Origin of the sequence: Pseudomonas sp. J380, from assembly GCF_009827115.1 — a bacterium.
GTDB classification, from domain to species: domain Bacteria; phylum Pseudomonadota; class Gammaproteobacteria; order Pseudomonadales; family Pseudomonadaceae; genus Aquipseudomonas; species Aquipseudomonas paracarnis.
The window spans coordinates 212,393-232,146 of record NZ_CP043060.1 but is presented as its reverse complement, the minus strand read 5'-3'; the positions used below and the strand labels follow the sequence as shown (position 1 = coordinate 232,146).

Sequence of the window (19,754 nt, the reverse complement as noted above, 5' to 3'; positions counted from 1 at the left end):
CAACAACAACTTAGTGATCCTTACGATGCTTCGCCCTATTAAGTTAATACCGCCATTGCCCGTACTTGAACGTTATGGAGCGATGTGCGCATGCCCCGCATAAACCCTGTGTCCTGGCTATTGCTGGGCGTTGCCGTGTTCTTCCTGTTGCCCCTGGGCTTTCACGGTTTATGGACGCCGGACGAAACCCGCTACGCCCAGGTCAGCCAGGAAATGCTGATGAGCGGTAACTGGGTGGCGCCGCACTTCATGGGCGTGCGTTATTTCGAGAAGCCCGCCGCCGGCTATTGGCTGATCGCCCTTGGCCAGGCGGTGTTCGGTGAAAACCTGTTCGGCGTGCGCATCGCCTCAGTGCTGAGCACGGGCCTGAGTGTGGTGCTGGCCTACCTGCTCGCCCGTCGCGTGTGGAACGAGCCGCGCAAGAGCTTTGCCTGCGCCCTGCTCTACCTGAGTTTTGGCCTGGTGGCCGGGCAAGCCGGGTATGCCAATCTCGACCCGCAATTCACCCTGTGGGTGAACCTGAGCCTGGTGGCGTTGTGGTTTGCCCTGGACTGCCGCACGCCATGGGAACGCCTGGGTGCCTGGGCGGTGTTGGGCGTGGCCTGCGCCATGGGGTTCATGACCAAAGGGTTCCTGGCCTGGCTGTTGCCGGTGTTGATCGCCGTGCCCTATCTGGTCTGGCAGCGGCGCGTCGGTGAGTTGATGCGCTACGGGCCGCTGGCGGTGCTGGTTGCCGTGCTGGTGTGCCTGCCATGGGCCCTGGCGATCCACCTGCGCGAACCGGATTACTGGCATTTCTTTTTCTGGCATGAGCATATCCGCCGCTTTGCCGCCGACAACGCACAGCATGTTCGGCCGCTGTGGTTCTTCCTGCCAATCATGGTGGTGGCGTGCCTGCCGTGGGCTGCCTTGCTACCCGGCACCCTGCTAAAAACCTGGCAGGAAAAGCGCCAGCCGGCGATTGCCTTTCTCGCCCTGTGGCTGCTGCTTCCCCTGGGCTTTTTCAGCCTGAGCAAAGGCAAATTGCCGACCTACATCATGCCGTGCCTGTTGCCCCTGGCCTTGTTAATGGGCCACGGTCTGATCGACCTGATCAAGCAAGGCAAGGCGCGCACGCTAGTCATCAACGGCGCGCTCAATTTCGTGCTTGGCATGACGGCCATGGTGGTGCTGATCTACCTGCAAATCACCCGCCCGCTGTACAGCAATAGCCATGCTGAGATGTTCAACCTGTCCCTGACGTTTATCGTGCTGCTGGGCTGGATCCTCGCCAACCTGTTGCAAGCGGTGCGCCCGCTGACGTTGTGGGCGATGCCTGCCCTGGGCATTGGTTTGCTGGTGGCATTGCTACCGGCGGGCATGCCGGCTCTGATCGAAGATAACGAGATGCCCGACCAGTTCGTGCTGGAACATCTGGACGAACTGCAACCTACCCGTGCTTTGCTGAGCAATGACCTGGGCCTGGCATCGGCCTTGACCTGGCGCCTGCGCCGGCCCGATGTGGCGTTTTATAACACCCAGGGAGAGCTGCGCTATGGCTTGAACTACGAAGACGCGGCACAGCGCAAGGTCACGCCGGACAGTGTTCAGGCCTGGTTGGCCGAGGCCCGCCAACACGGGTCGGTCGGCGTGCTGATGCAGGTCAAGAGCACCAGCGAACACCGTGAAGAAGGGCAGTTGCCGCCCGGCGGCAAACGCTATCGCAAGGGCAACCTGGTACTGACGATTTACTCCCAACAACCTTGAATGCAGCGCCTGCCACGGGGAACATCCCATGAGTTTCTGGAAAACCGAACGCGGCGCCCTGGTGTTACTGCTGGGCACCTCGGCCTTGCTGCTCTTGCTGGGCCTGGGCAGCCGCGAACTGTGGGGGCCGGAAACGCGCTGGGCGAATATCGCCTTGCAGATGCTGCAAAGCGGTGACTATTTCGACCCATACCTCAAAGGCACGCCGTATTACGACAAACCCCTGCCCTCCTACTGGCTGATCACCGGGTTTGCCCATCTGCTCGGCGGCCTCGGCCCGTGGTCGCTGCGCCTGTCATCGGTGATTGCCGCGTGGTTGAGCATCTGGCTGGTGTACCTGATCGGTGAACGCCTGTTTCGTAAAGGCACCGGGCTGATTGCCGGGTGGATGCTCGCCACCACCTTCTACTTCCTGTTCTGGGCCCGCGTGGCCACCGCCGATGTCCTCACCGTGTGCGGCGTGCTGGCAGCGGTGTGGTGGTATTGGCGTGGGCCGGATGACACGCGGTTGGGGCGCTACACGGTGTTTTTCCTGTTGCTGGCCGCCACCTCACTGTTCAAGGGCTTGATCGGTGTGGTGCTGCCAGGCCTGGTGCTGTTGCCACACTTGCTCAGCGAACACCGCTACAAACGCCACCTCAACCTGCGCTTGGTGCTGGCCCTGCTCATCGCAGGCATCGTGTACGCGATTCCCTTTGTACTGTCCCACCGCTACGGCGCCCCCACTTACGGCGAGAGCGGCCTGGAGCTGGTGTTCCGCGAAAACGTGGTGCGCTTCTTCGACCCCTTCGACCATATGGGGCCGATCTACACCTACCTGATCTACCTGCCGGTCTACACCCTGCCCTGGGCACCTTGCTGGTTACTTGGCCTGTGGCTGGCCGTGCGCAACTGGCGCAGGGCGCCGCCCAACGTACGCTGGCTAGTGTGGGGCCTGGGCCTGTTGTTTGTATTCTTCACCGCCAGCGGCAGCCGCCGCAGCTACTACGTGTTGCCGCTGGTGCCCTTCGCCCAACTGCTCGCCGCCTGGTGGCTGAGTGAACGCCTGCACAAAAAACCTTCGAGCTGGCCGCGCTGGCAAACAGGCATTGGCCTCAGCGCAGGCCTGCTCTTGCTGGTGCTGGGCGTGATCTACCCCTGGACCAACGGCAACGGCGGCGTCACCCGCTTCGCCGCCGACCTGCAAGCCCAGGCAGAAAAAAGCGCACCCTGGAACCAATGGCAACTGGTGCTGGTAGAGGTCGACAACAAACTGCCCATGTACCTGCAAAACCACGGCAAACCTTTCTACTACGTCAGCGAAAGCCAGGACTTCCCGCGCCAGGGCGACAGCGCCGCATTCATGGCCTGGCTGGAGAAAACCAGCGGCCAGGGGTTTGATCCGCAACGCACGATAATCGTCGCGCAGTATTCCAAGGACGAGCCCGCGCCGTTGGCGTTCCTGGGGGTGGATCATCAAGTGGTGACGACGCAACCGGATAATGGGGAGCGGTTGTTCAAGGCGCGTGAGGGAGGGAGTGTGGCGTTTGTTCCGGGGATACGCTGAGGTACTGTTGCTTGCTGGCCTTTTTTCATGGCGAAGAACCTGGCCGTGTGGCACTTGTTGGAGATAGCCAAGACTACGGTAGATCGCTCTCTGTAGGAGCGAGCTTGCTCGCGAAAAACTCACAGGCGCCGCGTTTATTCAGAAAGCCCGCGTTATCGTTGAGGTGTTTCGCGAGCAAGCTCGCTCCTACAGTGGTTTTGATGCAAATACCTTGGTAGTTCAGGCGCACCGAGTCGATGCCATCGCAGGCAAGCCAGCTCTCACATGGGTTGGCAGGGCATCAGTTGATTCAATGTCGGCTGTCAGGCCGTCACGGGAGCAAGCTCCCTCGCCACAGTGACCGGGTCAGTCTCAACTGACAAGCGTCAGGCTTGCACCGCCAGCTTGCTCGACAGCGCTTCGGCCACGGCGCTCGATTGTGGCGAGTTGTTGGATAGCCCAGGGCGGGCGAAGATGCTGGCCGTGTGGCATTTGTAGGCGATTGCCAAGACTACGGTGGATCGCTCTCTGTAGGAGCGAGCGTGCTCGCGAAAAACTCACAGGCGCCGCGTTTATTCAGAAAGCCCGCGTTATCGTTGAGGTGTTTCGCGAGCAAGCTCGCGCCTACAGTGGTATTGATGCAAATACCTTGGTAGTTCAGGCGCACCGGGTCGATGCCATCGCAGGCAAGCCAGCTCCCACATGGGTTCGCAGGGCATCAGTTGGATCAATGCCGGCTGTCAGGCCGCTTTCGCGAGCAAGCCGCTTCCACCGCAAGCTCCCCTCACCACAAGTCAGCTAAATCCGTCGACGGCGGTTGAGTTGGGGGATGGCGGCTTGGGGAGCTTCCACGCGCGGGGCCTGCGCCGCCGTTTTCGCGGCCAGTTGTGCCAGCGTGGGCTGGCTGAACAAGGTGCGTGCGTCCACGTCCAGCCCGGCCTTGCGCAGGCGGGCTACCAGGTTCACTGCCAACAGGGAGTGCCCGCCCAGTTCAAAGAAGTGGTCATGGCGCCCTACCCGTTCGAGCTTCAACACGTCAGCCCAGATCCCGGCCATCAGGGTTTCCACCTCGCCCACTGGCGCTTCGTAGGCTCGGCTAAGCACGGCCTCCAGCCCTGGCGCCGGCAGGGCCTTGCGGTCGAGTTTGCCGGCGGGGTTGAGGGGCAGTGCGTCGAGTTGCACGAAGGCGGCCGGCACCATGTATTCCGGCAGGTGCTCCAGCACATGGTCACGCAAGGCTTGCAGGCTCGGCGCCTGGCCGCGCAGGGTGAAGTAGGCCACCAGGCGCTCATCGCGAATCAATACCGCCACCTCGTGCAGCGCCGGGTGGGCGGCCAGGTGTGCTTCGATCTCTCCCAGCTCCAGGCGCACACCGCGCAGCTTGACTTGGAAGTCGTTACGCCCAAGGAATTCAAGAGTGCCGTCTGGCAGGTAGCGCACCAGGTCGCCGGTGCGATACAGGCGGTCGCCGGGCACGAAGGGGCTTTCGATGAAACGTTCGGCGGTCAGCTGTTCCAAGCCCAGGTAACCACGGGCAACGCCGACGCCGCCGATGTGCAGTTGGCCGCTGATACCCATGGGCACCGGCGCATCATGAGCGTCCAGGACATACAGGCGGGTGTTGTTGATGGCGCGGCCAATCGGCAGTTGCAAGGCGGGCACCGGCGCGTCGGGTTCGAGGGTCCAGGCGCAGCTGTCTACCGTGGCTTCGGTGGGGCCGTACACGTTATGCAAGCGCACCGTGGGCAAGCGCGCCTGCACGCCACGGGCCAAGACGGCGGTGAGTTCGCCGCCGCCGCACACTATATCAGTGAGGCTGGTGCACAGGGCCGATTCGTCCAGGTCCAGAAACTGCTGCAACATGGCGGGCACGAACTGGATCACCCTGATCTGCTGCTCACGAATCACCTGGGTCAGGTACGCCGGTTCACGGTGCCCATCGGGCCGCGCCAACACCAGGCGCATGCCGTTGCTCAACGGCCAGAACAGCTCCCACACAGAACCATCGAAGCTGAACGGCGCGCGCTGCAACAAGGCGCCGCCTTCGGCGTTCGGGCACAGTTGCGAGCCCCAATGCAACAGGTTGCCCAGGCCACGGTGCTCGATCATCACACCCTTGGGCGTGCCGGTGGAGCCCGAGGTGTACATCACGTAGGCGAGATTGGCGACGCTCAAGCCTGGCACGCTTGGATTGTCGATTGGCGCCTGATTCCAGGTGCAGTGGTCGAAGTCGATCAGCGGGATCGAGACATCGCCCACCCCTTCGCGAGTGGCAGCTTGTACCAACAGCGCCACTGGCTGGCTGTCTGTGAGCATGTAGGCCAGGCGCTCGCGTGGGTAACCTGGGTCGAGCGGCACGTAGGCGCCGCCCGCCTTGAGAATTCCCAATAAGCCCACCACCAAGTCCAACCCACGCTCCACGCACAACGCCACCCGCGAGTCCGGTTGTACGCCGTGCTCACGCAAGTGAAAAGCCAGTTGGTTGGCACGTTCGTTGAGTTGGCGGTAGGTCAATGCGTGCTGACCCGCCTGCACCGCAATGGCATCGGGGTTTCGCCGCGCATGGGCTTCAAACAGCGCTTGCACGGTCAGCGTTTGTGGGTAGTCGGTGGAGGTTGCGTTGAAGTCCACCAATAGAGTGTGCAACTGGCTCGCGGGCAGCACCTGCATACCGCGCAGCGGCATATCCGGCGTGCTTTCCAATGCGTCCAGCAGGCCGTTCAGCGCGGTGTCGAAGTAGCTCAAGACAGGTTCAGCGCCCACTGTGTCCGGGGCCATGACCTTGAGCCGGAAGCCGCTGGCCGTGTCGTCCACCGTAAGCATCAACGGGTAACTGAGGATGTCTTCACTGCTAAGCAAGGCAATGCCCGGCACAAGGTTCAGTCCAGGGTCCGCGGAGGTGTGACGATAGTTGAGCAAACTGTTGAACAGTTCCGGCACGCCGCTGCGACGCTGGGCCAACGCCAGGGACGCCTGTTCATGGGCGAGCAAAGCGCTCAGTTGCGCGTGAGTATCGTGCAGCGCATCCGCCACGTTTTTCCCGGCCAGGCGCAGGCGCAGCGGCAAGGTGTTGATAAACATGCCCAAGGCCCGCTCGGCCCCCTCGCCGGCTTGCAAGCGGCCGAGCAGCACGGTACCGAACACCACATCTTCGCGGCCGGCGACACGGCTGAGCACCTGAGCCCAGGCCAGGTGAAAAAGGCTCGCGGCACTGACCCCCAGGGCTCGGGCCTGGCTGCGCAGGCGCAGATTGAGCGCGTCGCTGAGCGAGCGCTGCGCCTCTTCGGTCTCGGCACGCAGGGCCTGACGCTTCTGTAGGCCGAACGCCAAGGTCGGCTCATCGACATCCGCCAGACGCTCTCGAAAGAACGCCTCGTGCGCCGCCTGGCGAGCCGTTGAGCGGGACTGCGCGACCATGTTGCGATAAGGCACGGGCACAGGCAGTTGCGCCTGTTGACCCAGCAGATGGGCACGAATCTCGTCCACCAGCAGCGTGGTCGACGTGGCATCGTTGACCAGATGATGAAAGCGCAGCCTGGCGACCCAGCGCTGGTGCTGGGGCTCCTCGGCGTAATCCAGGGCCATCAGCGGCGCCTGGCGCAAGTCCAGGGGTTGCGCCGGTTCGCGCAGCACTTCAACCCGCAGCTGCGCCTGGCGCCACACCACCTGCATCGGTTGTTCCAGGGCATCCCACACCAGGCTGGTGCGCAAAATATCGTGGCGATCGATCACCTGTTGCAGGGCACTGGCGAAGGCATCCAACTGCTCGCGGCGCGCGAAGCTGAACAGCGCTTGTTGCTGGTACGGGTCGTGCGCGTCGGTGAGGTGGTGGTAGAGCAACCCTTCCTGCAACGGCGCCAGCGGATAGATATCCTGCACGTTGGCGGCGCCGCCAGGGATGCCGGCGACGATGCGGTCGAGGCTGGTTTGGTCAAGTTCGGCAAGAACGAGCAAATCCTTGGTGATATGGGTGCAACCGGCCGGGATTCGATTGGCCGGCACCGCCTGTTCGTGACCGACGCACGCCGCCGCCAGCGCCGCCAGGGTGGGCTGGCCGAACAGCACTTGCACATCGGCGCGCAGGCCGGCCTCGCGCATGCGCTGCACCAGTTGCACCGCCAACAGCGAATGCCCGCCCAGCTCGAAGAAATGGTCATGGCGGCCCACTGGCTGCACGTGCAGCAACTCGGCCCAGATCTGCGCCAGTGTGGTCTCCACGCCCTCTTGGGGCGCTTCGAAGCGGCGGGTGATAAAGGCTTCCTGGGTCGGTGACGGCAAGGCTCGGCGGTCGAGCTTGCCGTTGGCGGTGAGGGGCAACGCGTCGAGGCACACGTAAGCCGCCGGCAGCATGTAGTCCGGCAGCGAGGCTTGCAGGTGAGTGCGCAGCACTTCGATTTCCACAGGCTGACGTGGCACAAACCACGCCCATAATTGCCCGTCGCGAAACTGCACCACTGCATCCTGAAGCGCCGGATGGCTGGCCAGGGCCGACTCGATTTCCCCCAGCTCGATGCGCACGCCACGGATTTTTACCTGGTCGTCATTGCGCCCCAGGTAGTCGAGATTGCCGTCTGGCAGCCAGCGCGCCAGGTCGCCGGTGCGGTACATGCGAGCGCCGCTGAAAGGGTCGTCGATAAACCGTTCGGCACTCAACTCGGCACGGTTCAGGTACCCCCGCGCCACGCCCTTGCCGCCGACATACAACTCCCCCGCCACGCCAATCGGCACCGGGCGTTGCTGCGCGTCCAGCAGGTAGACGCGGGCATTGGCGACCGGCGCGCCGATATGCAACGGCTGGCCCACCTCAACGCGCCCCGAGGTCGTCACAACGGTGGCTTCGGTGGGGCCATAGTTGTTCACCACCGCGAACGTCTGTGCCTGGGGGAAGGTGCGCAGGCGGTCGCCGCCGATCAGCAAGGTGCGCAAGGTAGGATGCCCCAGCCCCTGGCTGAACGCATATTCGGCCACAGGCGTGGGCAGGAAACACACATCCAATGGTTGCGAGCGCCACCAGCCGAGCAACGCGTCGATATCTTCCGCGCCTTCATGGGCCGGTGGCAGGTGCAAGGTCGCCCCCACGCACAACGCCGGCCAGACTTCCCAGGCCATGGCATCAAAACCGAAGCCGGCGACGCTGGCAGTGTGGCTGCCCGCATGCAGGTCGAACGCTTGGCAATGCCAGTCCACCAGGTTCGACACGCTGTGATGTTCGACCATCACACCCTTGGGCAACCCGGTGGAACCCGAGGTGTAAATCACGTAAGCCAGGTTCGACGGCGTGACGGCAACCTGAGGGTTACTGTCGATGGATGCGCTACCAGGCTCCAGCGCGATCACCGGTACCGTCGAGACGGGCAGACGCTGGCGTAAATCGCGCTGAGTCAGGATGGCCGCGGGCGCGCTGTCGTGCAGCAGGTACTCCAGGCGTTCGCCGGGATGGGCCGGGTCAAGCGGCACGTAGCAGGCGCCGGCCTTGAGGATCGCCAACAGCCCCGCCAGGGTGTCAAGGCCACGCCGGGCCAGGATTGCGACACGGTCATCGGGCTGTACGCCGAGCGCCACTAGTTGATGGGCGAGTGCATTGGCCTGGCGGTTGAGTTGGGTGTAGCTCAGTGAACGGTCCTGAAACACCGCCGCAATCGCGTGGGGCGTGCGTGCGGCCTGGGCCTCGATACGCTGGTGCAGGGTTTGCGGCGTGGCGTTGGGCTGCGCGGTGGCGTTCCAGTGCAGCAGTCGGGCCTGCTCCTCGGGCAGCAGCATGCAAAACTCGCCGATGGGCAGCGCAGTGTCCTCCAACCCCTGCTCCAGCAGCCCGATGAAACGCTGGGCCAACGCCTGCACATCGTGCGCCTGGAAATACGCCTCGTTGTAGACGCAATGCAGCCACGCATTGTCCTGGTAACGGTTGCTGCGCAGATGAAGGGCGAGCGGTAGCGCTTCATGGTGATTGGAGACCTTGATCGCGCGGGCCTGGACCTGACCGAAGCGCAGGTCGTGGTCGTCCTGCTCGAACGATACCGACACGTCGAAGAGTTGCCCGCGATCTGTTCGGCGCAAGCCCAGCTCGCGGTTCATCTCACTCAACGGGAAGCGCTGATGACGAAAATCCTGCTTGAGCTGATCACGGATGCCCCGTACCAGAGCACCGAAAGACACGCCCTCGTTGAACGCAAAACGTACCGCGCTGACCTGGGTGAAGAGGCCCACAGTGGCGCGAAAACGCGCGTTGGAGCGGTTGAGAATCGGCAGGCCTACTCCCCATTCCTGCCGTTGGCTGGTGCGGGTGAAATACACATACATCGCCGCCAGCAACACATGAAAGGCCGACGCCTGGTAGTGGTTGGCAACCTGCTCCATGCGGTTGAGCAACTGCACCGGAAAGCCCTGCACCCAGGTGTTGCTCGACGTCTTGGTGTTGTGCCTGGGGGTGAGCAGCGGCTCGGGCAGCACCTGGTATTTGCCCAGCCAATAATCACGGTCGCGGGCGTAGCGGGCCGATTGCAGGTAGCGTTGGTCGGTGTCGATAAAGTCGATGTAGGAAGGCGCCAGTGGCTCGGTGGCGTGCCCCTGCTCCAGGGCGCTGTAGAGCTGCGCGAGGGATTGCAGCATCTGGCCGAAGCCCCAGCCGTCGAGGATCAGGTGATGAGCCTGGGTACCGAGGCGGTAGTGATCATCATCAAGTTTGACCAGGAAAAAACGGCACAGTGGCTCGCCGCTCAGGGCGTAGGGCCGAGCCATTTGCGCCTGCATCAAGGTTTGGCTTGCCGCGGATGGGTCGGGCAGCGCGGAGAAATCATGCAGCGCCATTTCCACCTTCAGCTCCGGGGCGAATGTTTGCCCAGGCAGGCCATTGGCGTCGGTGTGCAGTTGGGTGCGTAGTGCATCGTGACGGGCCACCAGCAGTGCGACAGCATGCTGCATGCGTTCGGGCTCGACGGTGCCGGCAAAATCCAGATAGCCGCCAATGTTGTACAGCGGCGAATCGCCCACGCGCAGTTGGTCGAGCCAAATGTCTTGTTGGGCGCCAGTGAGGGGGAAGCGGGCCGGCTGGCTGGAGGAATACTGCATAAGATCCTTCTCATGGGGGTCAGGCACTGGCCGCGCAGAGGTGGCCCATTACGCCGAAGTTGCCGGATTGGAGCATGGCCGCCGAGGGGTGTCTGACACCCGAAACCCGGACATTCAAATGGATGGATAGGCCTTGATCGAAGGTTCATGGCTGAAACGATTAAAGCGTTGTAGGAGATTGGCTACAGCTCATCCATGCCGAGCCTCTGGATAACCCCTTTATTTTAATAATTCATCATTTACATCAATAACTTAACTAAAACTAAAAATAACTTACACCTGTACGTAGCCGGCTTAATTCACGAGAAACGTCGGATTAATGGCGCAGCTTTTATGGCAGCTTGTGTCCCTCGTTTCCGCTACATACGTAGGACAAATCCCTATGGCTAAATAAAATTTCGAACGCCGAGTTACGTTCAAGCAGTACGGAGCGCCCTGCACAGGCCCTGGGCAACCGTTGACGGTTTTCGACATCAAGGATGAGATGGCTATGAGTCTGACCCCGAGTATTGGCGACACCTGCGGCCCGCATTTTTATGCCGAAATGGGCGAGTTGATTTCAAACAGCGGCGACGAACATTTCGCCGCCACGATGTTGCAGCTGGTGGGCAAGTGGGTACCGATTCACCTGGTAGACCTCAGCGAATGGACCCTGGATGAACTGCGCGACCGCGTGCTGGACATCAAGTTACTGGGCAGCGCCGGGGTGAAAAAGGATTTGTCGGTGCCCCAGACCTTGCATGCGCTGAACGACCACCCGCTGTTGCGGCAGATGCTGCACATGCAAGACCCGCTGCTGATCCAGATGAACGCCAAGGCCAACAGCGCGCATCCGCGCGGTACTTCGCACCAGTGCAATCTGGTATCGCGCCAGGGCAATCGACGCTGTGTGATTTCGTTCTACCGCCCGCCGACGCAGCAGGGGTTCTCCCTGGCTGAGTTGTCGTTTCTCAAGTGCTTGTCGGACACGCTGTTGCCGTTGATGGAACGGCACGCCCAGAGCCTGCGCCAGGCGCCGCACGCCGAGACTGAGCCGGCCCATACCCTGTTGGAACAATCGCAGTTGCAGCGTGAGTTCTACAAACGCTTGTCTTTGAGCGACATCACCCTTTCGGCGCGGGAACAGGAGGTGTGCCTGGGCCTGCTGACCGGCGGTACCGTGCCGCAAATCGCGGAGAAACTCAGTGTCAAAAACAGCTCGATCGAGACCTACCTCAAGCGCGCCGCCGCCAAGCTGGGCGTGAGCGGCCGGCATGGCCTGGCCAAATGGATGGTGGGCGCCTGATGAACACACGAGCACTGTGCACCGTCGGCATGGCCTGGATGCTCGGCGGTTGCTCGCTGATTCCCGAGTACCAGCGACCAGCCGCGCCGACGCCTGCGCAGTACCCCCAAGGCGGCGTGTACCGCCTGGCACAGGCCGGCACCCAGGCGCAAAACCCGGACTGGCAGCAGCTGTTCCGCGACCCGGCGCTGCAACAGCTGATTAATGATGCACTGCTCAACAACCGCGACCTGCGAGTGGCGGCCCTGAATGTGCAAGCGTTCCAGGCCCAGTACCGAATCCAGCGCGCGGATCTGTTCCCGGCGATCTCTGCCACAGGCGCCGGCAAGCGCCAGAAGCTGCCGGGGAGCGTGACCGGCACCGGCAAGTCAGCGATAACCTCCAATTACTCCGCCACCTTGGGCCTGAGCGCTTACGAACTGGATCTGTTCGGCCGCGTGCGCAGCCTCAGCGAACAGGCGCTGCTCACTTACCTGGGCACCGAACAAGCGCGGCGCAGTACGCAATTGAGCCTGGTGGCCAACGTCGCCAATGCCTACCTGACCTGGCGCGCCGATCAGGAACTGCTGGCCCTGGCCGAGCAAACCCTGGTCGCCAACGACCACAGCTGGCAATTGACCAGCCGCAGTAAAAGCGCAGGCAAAGCCTCGGCGCTGGACGTAGTGCAAGCGCGCACAGCAGTGGAAAGTACCCGCGCCAGCGTAGCCCGCTATGAACGCCAGGTGGCCCAGGACCTCAACAACCTCACGCTGCTGGTGGGTGGCCCGGTGGATGAACACCTGCCTGCGCGCCCATTGGCCGACGATCTGGTCGCCCGCGTGCCCGCCGGCTTGCCCTCGGACCTGCTGCAACGCCGCCCGGATATCCTCCAGGCCGAATACCAGTTGCAGGCGGCCAACGCCAATATCGGTGCGGCCCGTGCTGCGTTCTTTCCTTCCGTGACCCTGACGGCAAACGCCGGCAGCACCAGCAAGGAGCTGTCGGGGCTGTTCAAGGGCGGCTCGGGTAGCTGGACCTTCCAGCCGCAGATCAACCTGCCGATCTTCAACGCCGGCAGCCTGCGCGCCAGCCTCGATTACGCCAGGCTGCAGAAGGACATCACGGTGGCCCAGTACGAAAAATCCATCCAGGGCGCCTTCCAGGAAGTTGCCGACGGCCTCGCCGCACGCCAGACCTTCAACGACCAACTGGCGGCGCAACGGGATTTCGTCGCCGCCAACCAGAACTACTATGACCTGGCCGAGCACCGTTACCGCAGCGGCGTGGACAGCAACCTGACGTTCCTCGATGCGCAGCGTTCGCTGTTCAGCGCGCAACAGGCGCTGATTGTGGACCGGCTGGCGCAGTTGGTCGCCGAGGTGAATTTGTATACCGCACTGGGTGGCGCCTGGGATATCAGCGCAACCCCGACTGCCGCAGCCGGTACTCCCCCGGTGTCATCTGTGCATAGCGCAAAAAAAACCGGCTGAAATACGCAGGGTCCTTGAACCCCAGCTGGTAGCAGATTTCATTCGCGGAACTGCCGGTAAACAACAGCAGGCGCTTGGCCTCTTGCATCAGCCGTTCAAGGATCAGGCGCTTGGACGGCAGGTCGGCAATGCGTCGGCACACTTCATTGAGCCGCGCCTGGGTCACGCCAATGCCCTCGGCATAACGCGCCAACGGCCAGTGTTCCAGGTAGTGGGCTTCGATCAGCTCGTTGAAACGATGGAAGATGCGCAGGTCTTCATGGGCTGTCGGGCGTGCCGGCTGGGCGTGGGCGCACAGGCGCAGCAACCGGATCATGATCAACCGCGTCAGGCTGTCGAGGGCGGCGGCGCGCCCTGCCCGTTCGGCGTTGATCTCACTGCACAGCGCCTCGAAGAGTTCTTCCAACCCCTCAGCGTCGCCAGTCAAGGCCACACATGCGGCGCCGGAGGCGAGGCTGGGGTCGGCGTCGATCAATCCCCATACAAGCTGCTGGCGCACCGTCAACACATGCCCGTCGGCATCGGCTTCGGTGACAAACGCGTGGGCCACCGTGGGCGGCGTGAGAAAAAACATCGGCCCCGATTCAACGTACTGGCGGTCATCCAGATACACCCGCACTGCACCACTCTTGACGTAATGCACCTGGAAAAACCGGTCATGGCGATGCACAGCCATATTGCGCCCGAAAAACCCCGCCAGGTTGCCGAGCTTGTCGTAATGCACCTCGGCGTCGCTGTAGCGCTGGTCGTAGACCTGCCCGATGTTGATGTTGGGAATCGGCTTCACGGGGCTCTCTTCTTGTTGTTGTGAGGCCAGCGCAGTGTGCCACGCTTGACGGTAGTTAACATATTAATTATAACGTTAACAACTTAACGAACGGCCTGTGCAGCCGTCGTCACCGCCAGGAGAAACGCATGAGCCGAACCCTGCATGATGTTGCCAGCGGCACCCTGTTCGGCGTTGCGCTGAACTACCAGGGCCTGCTGGACCAGCATCTCGCCGCCTTCCAACAGCCGCCCTACCAGCAGCCGCCGACCAAGCCGGTGCTGTTTATCAAAACCCCCAACACCCGCAATGCCCATGGCGGCGTAGTGCTGCAGCCTGCGGGCGAGCGCCTGCAGCCGGGCCCGGCGTTGGGTGTGGTGATCGGCCAGCGCGCCAGCCGTGTCAGCCTGGAGAACGCCATGGCGCATGTGGCCGGGTATGTGGTGGTGAATGAATTCAGCCTGCCGGAAGACAGCTACTACCGCCCCGCCGTCAAAGCCAAATGCCGCGATGGGTTTTGCGCCCTGGGCCCGCAGTTGGTGGCGCGGGATCAAGTGGCCAACCCCAATCAATTGAGCCTCAAGCTGTTCGTCAATGGCGAGCTGCGCCAGGAAAGCTCTACCGCCGATTGGGTACGCGACATCCCGCAATTGATCGCCGAGATCAGCGAGTTCATGACCCTGTACCCCGGTGATGTGCTGATCACCGGCACACCGCAAGGCCGCGTGGATGTGCAGCCAGGCGACCAGGTTGAAGTCGATATCACCGGCATTGGCCGCCTGAGCAACACCATTGCAGCGGAGGCATCGGCATGAAACGCGCACGTATCCACTTTGAAGGTGCAACCCACAACGTATTGGTGCAAGCCGACTGCAGCGTGCGCCTGGAGGATGGGCGGTTGCTGGCCGAAGACCAGGTGCAATGGCTGCCACCCGCCACCGGCAACATGTTCGCCCTGGGTTTGAACTACGCCGACCACGCCGCCGAACTGGCCTTTACGCCGCCGACCGAACCGCTGGCATTCATCAAATCGGTGGGCACCTACACCGGTCACCGCCAAGTCAGTTGGCGCCCCGACAACGTCGCCTACATGCACTACGAGTGCGAGCTGGTGGCGGTGATCGGCAAGACCGCGCGCAACGTCAAGCGCGCCGACGCCCTGGACTACCTGGCCGGTTACACGGTGTGCAACGACTACGCGATCCGCGACTACCTCGAGAATTACTACCGCCCCAACCTGCGCGTGAAAAACCGCGACGCCACCACCCCGGTCGGCCCATGGATTGTCGACGTGGCCGATGTGCCCGACGCAGGCAACCTGAAATTGCGTACCTGGATCAACGGCGAACTGCGCCAGGAAGGCAGCACGAAAGACATGATTTTCGATATCCCCTACCTCATCGAATACCTGTCCAGCTTCATGACCCTGCAACCGGGCGACATGATCGCCACCGGCACGCCCGAGGGCCTGGCCGATGTGGTGCCGGGGGATGAGGTCGTGGTGGAAGTCGAAGGCGTGGGCCGCCTGGTCAACCGTATCGTCAGTGAAACGGAGTTTTTCTCCGCGCGCAAAGAGGCTTGAGCACCATGATCAAACACTGGATCAACGGCCGTGAGGTCGAAAGCAAAGACACCTTTATCAACTACAACCCGGCCACCGGCGAGGCCATCGGTGAAGTGGCCAGCGGCGGTGCCGAAGAAGTCGCGCAGGCCGTGGCGGCGGCCAAGGCCGCGTTCCCCAAGTGGGCCAATACGCCGGCCAAGGAGCGCGCGCGCTTGATGCGCAAACTGGGCGAGCTGATCGAACAGAACGTGCCACACCTGGCCGAGCTGGAAACCCTGGACACCGGCCTGCCGATCCACCAGACCAAGAACGTGTTGATCCCGCGTGCCTCGCACAACTTCGATTTCTTCGCTGAGGTCTGCACCCGCATGGACGGCCACACCTACCCGGTGGATGACCAGATGCTCAACTACACCCTGTACCAGCCGGTGGGCGTGTGTGGGCTGGTATCGCCGTGGAACGTGCCGTTCATGACCGCCACCTGGAAGACCGCGCCGTGCCTGGCGCTGGGCAATACGGCGGTGTTGAAGATGTCGGAGCTGTCGCCGCTGACCGCCAATGAACTGGGGCGCCTGGCGGTGGAAGCCGGGATTCCCGACGGCGTGCTCAATGTGATCCAGGGCTACGGCGCCACCGCCGGTGATGCACTGGTGCGCCACCCGGATGTACGGGCGATTTCCTTTACCGGCGGCACCGCCACCGGTAAGAAAATCATGCAGAGCGCCGGCCTGAAAAAGTACTCCATGGAACTGGGCGGCAAGTCGCCGGTGCTGATTTTTGAAGACGCCGACCTGGAACGCGCCCTCGACGCCGCGTTGTTCACGATCTTTTCCCTCAACGGCGAGCGCTGCACCGCTGGCAGCCGGATCTTTATCCAGGAAAGTGTCTACTCGCAATTTGTCGCCGAGTTCGCGGCGCGAGCCAAGCGCTTGATCGTCGGCGACCCCCAGGACCCGAACACCCAGGTCGGCTCGATGATCACCCAGGCCCATTACGACAAGGTCACCGGCTACATCAAGATCGGCCTGGAGGAAGGCGCCACGCTGCTGGCTGGCGGCCTGGAACGCCCGGCCAACCTGCCGGCGCACCTCAGCCGCGGCCAGTTTATCCAGCCGACGGTGTTTGCCGACGTGAACAACCGGATGCGCATCGCCCAGGAAGAAATCTTCGGCCCGGTGGTGTGCCTGATCCCGTTCAAAGACGAAGCTGAAGCGCTGCAATTGGCCAACGACACCGAATACGGGCTGGCCTCCTACATCTGGACCCAGGACATCGGCAAGGCCCACCGCCTGGCGCGCGGTATCGAAGCGGGCATGGTATTTATCAACAGCCAGAACGTACGGGATTTGCGCCAGCCGTTTGGCGGGGTCAAAGGCTCGGGCACCGGGCGTGAAGGCGGCCAGTACAGCTTTGAAGTATTTGCCGAGATCAAGAACGTGTGTATTTCCATGGGCAGTCATCACATTCCGCGCTGGGGCGTCTGAAGCCCGCATTGCCTGTAGGAGCGAGCTTGCTCGCGAAGCACCCACAGGCACCGCTGGCTACCTGAAGCGCTGCGTTATCGTTGACGTTTTTCGCGAGCGAGCTCGCTCCTACAAAAGAATAATTATTCAGGAGAGTCATCATGGGCCAAGTGGTTCTGGCAGCGAAGATCTGCCACGTACCGTCGATGTACCTGTCGGAACTGCCCGGCAAGCATCACGGCTGTCGCGAAGCGGCGATTGCCGGGCACAAGGAGATCGGCCGGCGTGCCCGCGAACTGGGGGCCGACACTGCGGTGGTGTTCGACGTGCACTGGCTGGTCAACAGCGGCTACCACGTCAATTGCGGCGAGCAGTTCCAGGGCACCTACACCAGCAACGAACTGCCGCACTTCATCAAGAACATGGACTACGCCTACCCCGGTTGCCCAGAGCTGGGCGAGCTGATCGCCGCCGAAGCCAACCTGGCTGGCGTGCGTAGCATGGCCCACAACATCCCGAGCCTGGAGCTGGAATACGGCACCCTGGTGCCCATGCGCTACATGCATATGGGCGTGCCCGACGCAGAGAAATTCAAGGTCATTTCCATCGCTGCCTGGTGCGCCTGGCATCGCCTGGAAGACAGCTTTGCCTTCGGCGCCGCCGTGCGCCGGGCGATCGAAAAGAGCGACCGCAAGGTGCTGGTGCTGGCGTCCGGCTCGCTGTCCCATCGGTTCTCGGACGACCGCCAGGCTGAGGCGAATATCCACAACTGGACCCGCGAATTCGACAAGCAGGTGGACCTGCATGTCGTGGAAATGTGGAAGCAAGGTCGCTTCAAGGAGTTCTGCGCCATGTTGCCCGACTACGCCGAACATTGTTTTGGCGAAGGCAAGATGCACGACACCGCCATGCTCCTGGGCCTGCTGGGTGGGCCGGACTATGCCAAGCCGACCGAGATCATCACGCCGCCGTTCGGCAGTTCGGGCACCGGCCAGATCAACGCGATTTTCCCGCTTTAACCCTGGGAGAACACCATGCCGCACTTTATCGCTGAGTACACCGACAACCTCGAACAGCAGGCCGATTTGCCCGGCCTGTTTGAAAAAGTCCACCGCGTGCTGGGCGACAGCGGTGTGTTTCCGCTGGGCGGCATTCGCAGTCGCGGCGTGCGCCTGGACACCTGGCGCATGGCCGATGGCAAGCACGACTATGCCTTTGTGCACATGACCCTCAAGGTCGGCCATGGCCGCGACCTGGCGACGCGCGAAGCAGTCGCCCAAGCGGTGTTCGCGGTGATCACCGCACACTTCGCCGAGCTGCAGGCGCAACGGTTGTTGGCGCTGTCGTTCGAGATGATCGAGCTGCACCCACAGCTCAACTTCAAGCAGAACAATGTGCATGCGTTCCTGAACAACCCGGCAAGCTGAAACGGCCCCGCCCCCCTGTAGGAGCGAGCTCGCTCGCGGAGAACCTACAGGCCCTGCGGATCACCGGCAGCGCTGCGTTTTCGTTAACGTTTTTCGCGAGCAAGCTCGCTCCTACAACAAAAAGAACAACGCCATGAGCACAGCCCATTCCACTGCAAGCCTGCGGCTTGCCGAGCACGACCGCACCCATCGTTTGGTGACCTGGCGCCTGATGCCCTTGTTGCTGGTGTGTTACCTGTTCGCCCATCTGGACCGCATCAACATCGGCTTTGCCAAGATGCAGATGAGCAGCGATCTGCACTTCAGCGACACCGTGTATGGCTTCGGCGCCGGCCTGTTCTTCATCGCCTACGCACTGTTCGGCGTGCCCAGCAACATTGCCCTGGACCGCGTCGGGCCACGGCGCTGGATCGCCTGCCTGATGGTGGTGTGGGGTCTGCTCTCCACCGGCATGTTGTGGGTGGAGAGCGCACGCGGGTTCTACGTGCTGCGCTTTCTGCTGGGTGTGGCCGAGGCCGGTTTTTTCCCGGGGATCCTGGTATTCCTCAACCGTTGGTACCCGGCACGCCGTCGCGCCCAGGTCACTGCCTTGTTTGCCATTGCGGTGCCCATGGCCGGAGTGCTGGGCGGGCCGATTTCCGGGGCGATCCTGGAGAACTTCCACGACGTCGGCAGCCTGCGCGGCTGGCAGTGGATGTTCCTGATCGAAGGCGCGCCCGTGGTGCTACTGGGACTGGTGGTACTCAAGTGGCTGCCGGACAGTTTCGAGTCGGTGCACTGGTTGACTGCCGAGCAAAAACAGCAATTGCACACCCAACTGAGCAACGAGGAACAGCGCAAGACCATCACCTCGTTCGGCGGCATCCTGCGTGACCCGCAGGTGTGGCTGCTGGTGGCCGTGTATTTTGCGGTGATGCTGGCGGTCAACACCCTGGCGTTCTGGATGCCCACCCTGATCCACGGCGCCGGCATCGGCCGTGACAGCCAGGTCGGCTTGCTCAGCGCCGTGCCGTACCTGGCCGGCTGCTTCTTCATGCTCGGCTGCGGGCGCTCGTCCGACCGCCACCGCGAACGCCGCTGGCACCTATGCGTGCCATTGCTGATGGCGGCGCTCGGCATCGCCGTCGCGGGCCTGGCGCCCGGCAATGCGCTGCTGGTGATGGGCGGGCTGGTGGTCGCCGGCATGGGCGCCAGTGCCGCCCTGCCGATGTTCTGGCAACTGCCACCGGCGTTTCTCTCCCACACCACCCAGGCGGCGGGCATCGCCATGATCAGCTCGTTCGGCAGCATCGCGGCGTTCCTCGCGCCCTACCTGATCGGCTGGATGCGCGACGCCACCCAGAGCGCCAGCCTGGCCCTGTACGTACTCGCCCTGTTTATCGCCCTCGGTGGTTTGCTGGTGCTGCGCACCCAGGCCGCCATCGTCAACCCACACTAGAGA

13 protein-coding genes are annotated in these 19,754 nt (G+C 62.7%); 10 read left to right on the top strand and 3 right to left on the bottom strand.

Annotated features, from left to right (window positions below):
• Positions 1-90 precede the first annotated feature (90 nt).
• Together arnT and FXO12_RS01310 are read left to right on the top strand one after the other, a co-directional pair.
• Positions 91-1,746, top strand: a complete 1,656-nt coding sequence (arnT, locus tag FXO12_RS01315) for a lipid IV(A) 4-amino-4-deoxy-L-arabinosyltransferase (protein WP_160049508.1) — start codon at positions 91-93, stop codon at positions 1,744-1,746.
• Between the two features lie 28 nt (positions 1,747-1,774).
• Positions 1,775-3,292 carry a glycosyltransferase family 39 protein gene (locus FXO12_RS01310; RefSeq protein ID WP_057974984.1) on the top strand — a complete coding sequence of 506 codons (1,518 nt, stop codon included), beginning with the start codon at positions 1,775-1,777 and terminating at the stop codon, positions 3,290-3,292.
• Positions 3,293-3,657: 365 nt separating this feature from the next.
• Here the strand turns inward: FXO12_RS01310 and FXO12_RS28860 are convergent, their stop codons facing one another.
• On the bottom strand, positions 3,658-3,780 hold the full coding sequence (locus FXO12_RS28860; RefSeq protein ID WP_254914268.1) for a hypothetical protein: 123 nt from the start codon (positions 3,778-3,780) through the stop codon (positions 3,658-3,660).
• A 289-nt stretch (positions 3,781-4,069) separates the two neighbouring features.
• Entirely contained in the window at positions 4,070-10,339 is a 6,270-nt protein-coding gene (locus FXO12_RS01300) for a non-ribosomal peptide synthetase (protein WP_160049506.1), read from the bottom strand.
• Positions 10,340-10,829: 490 nt separating this feature from the next.
• On the opposite strand from FXO12_RS01300, the gene FXO12_RS01295 reads away from it, so the two are divergent.
• Together FXO12_RS01295 and FXO12_RS01290 are read left to right on the top strand one after the other, a co-directional pair.
• Positions 10,830-11,624 (top strand): helix-turn-helix transcriptional regulator, encoded by a 795-nt coding sequence (locus tag FXO12_RS01295; RefSeq protein WP_054897417.1) that lies wholly within the window; start codon positions 10,830-10,832, stop codon positions 11,622-11,624.
• Positions 11,624-13,093, top strand: a complete 1,470-nt coding sequence (locus tag FXO12_RS01290; RefSeq protein WP_057975028.1) for an efflux transporter outer membrane subunit — start codon at positions 11,624-11,626, stop codon at positions 13,091-13,093. The genes FXO12_RS01295 and FXO12_RS01290 overlap by 1 nt, the downstream gene beginning before the upstream one ends.
• On the opposite strand, the gene hpaA is transcribed toward FXO12_RS01290, so the two are convergent.
• Positions 13,020-13,880 (bottom strand): 4-hydroxyphenylacetate catabolism regulatory protein HpaA, encoded by an 861-nt coding sequence (hpaA, locus tag FXO12_RS01285; protein WP_057974986.1) that lies wholly within the window; start codon positions 13,878-13,880, stop codon positions 13,020-13,022. The genes FXO12_RS01290 and hpaA overlap by 74 nt on opposite strands.
• Before the next feature lie 128 nt (positions 13,881-14,008).
• Between hpaA and FXO12_RS01280 the strand changes: the two genes are divergently transcribed.
• The 6 genes from FXO12_RS01280 to FXO12_RS01255 all read left to right on the top strand — a co-directional run bounded on the left by FXO12_RS01280 (position 14,009) and on the right by FXO12_RS01255 (position 19,751).
• Positions 14,009-14,674, top strand: coding sequence for a fumarylacetoacetate hydrolase family protein (locus tag FXO12_RS01280; RefSeq protein ID WP_054917480.1), 666 nt, complete (start codon positions 14,009-14,011; stop codon positions 14,672-14,674).
• Entirely contained in the window at positions 14,671-15,441 is a 771-nt protein-coding gene (locus FXO12_RS01275) for a fumarylacetoacetate hydrolase family protein (RefSeq protein WP_057974987.1), read from the top strand. Before FXO12_RS01280 ends, FXO12_RS01275 begins: the two co-directional genes overlap by 4 nt.
• A gap of 5 nt (positions 15,442-15,446) precedes the next feature.
• A complete protein-coding gene (hpaE, locus tag FXO12_RS01270) occupies positions 15,447-16,907 on the top strand; it encodes a 5-carboxymethyl-2-hydroxymuconate semialdehyde dehydrogenase (protein WP_057974988.1) in 1,461 nt (486 codons plus the stop codon).
• A 140-nt stretch (positions 16,908-17,047) separates the two neighbouring features.
• Positions 17,048-17,905 (top strand): 3,4-dihydroxyphenylacetate 2,3-dioxygenase, encoded by an 858-nt coding sequence (gene hpaD, locus FXO12_RS01265; RefSeq protein ID WP_057974989.1) that lies wholly within the window; start codon positions 17,048-17,050, stop codon positions 17,903-17,905.
• Positions 17,906-17,920: 15 nt separating this feature from the next.
• On the top strand, positions 17,921-18,313 hold the full coding sequence (locus FXO12_RS01260; protein ID WP_034128187.1) for a 5-carboxymethyl-2-hydroxymuconate Delta-isomerase: 393 nt from the start codon (positions 17,921-17,923) through the stop codon (positions 18,311-18,313).
• A gap of 133 nt (positions 18,314-18,446) precedes the next feature.
• Complete coding sequence (locus FXO12_RS01255; RefSeq protein ID WP_057974990.1) at positions 18,447-19,751, top strand: MFS transporter; 1,305 nt, start codon at positions 18,447-18,449, stop codon at positions 19,749-19,751.
• Positions 19,752-19,754: the final 3 nt, after the last annotated feature.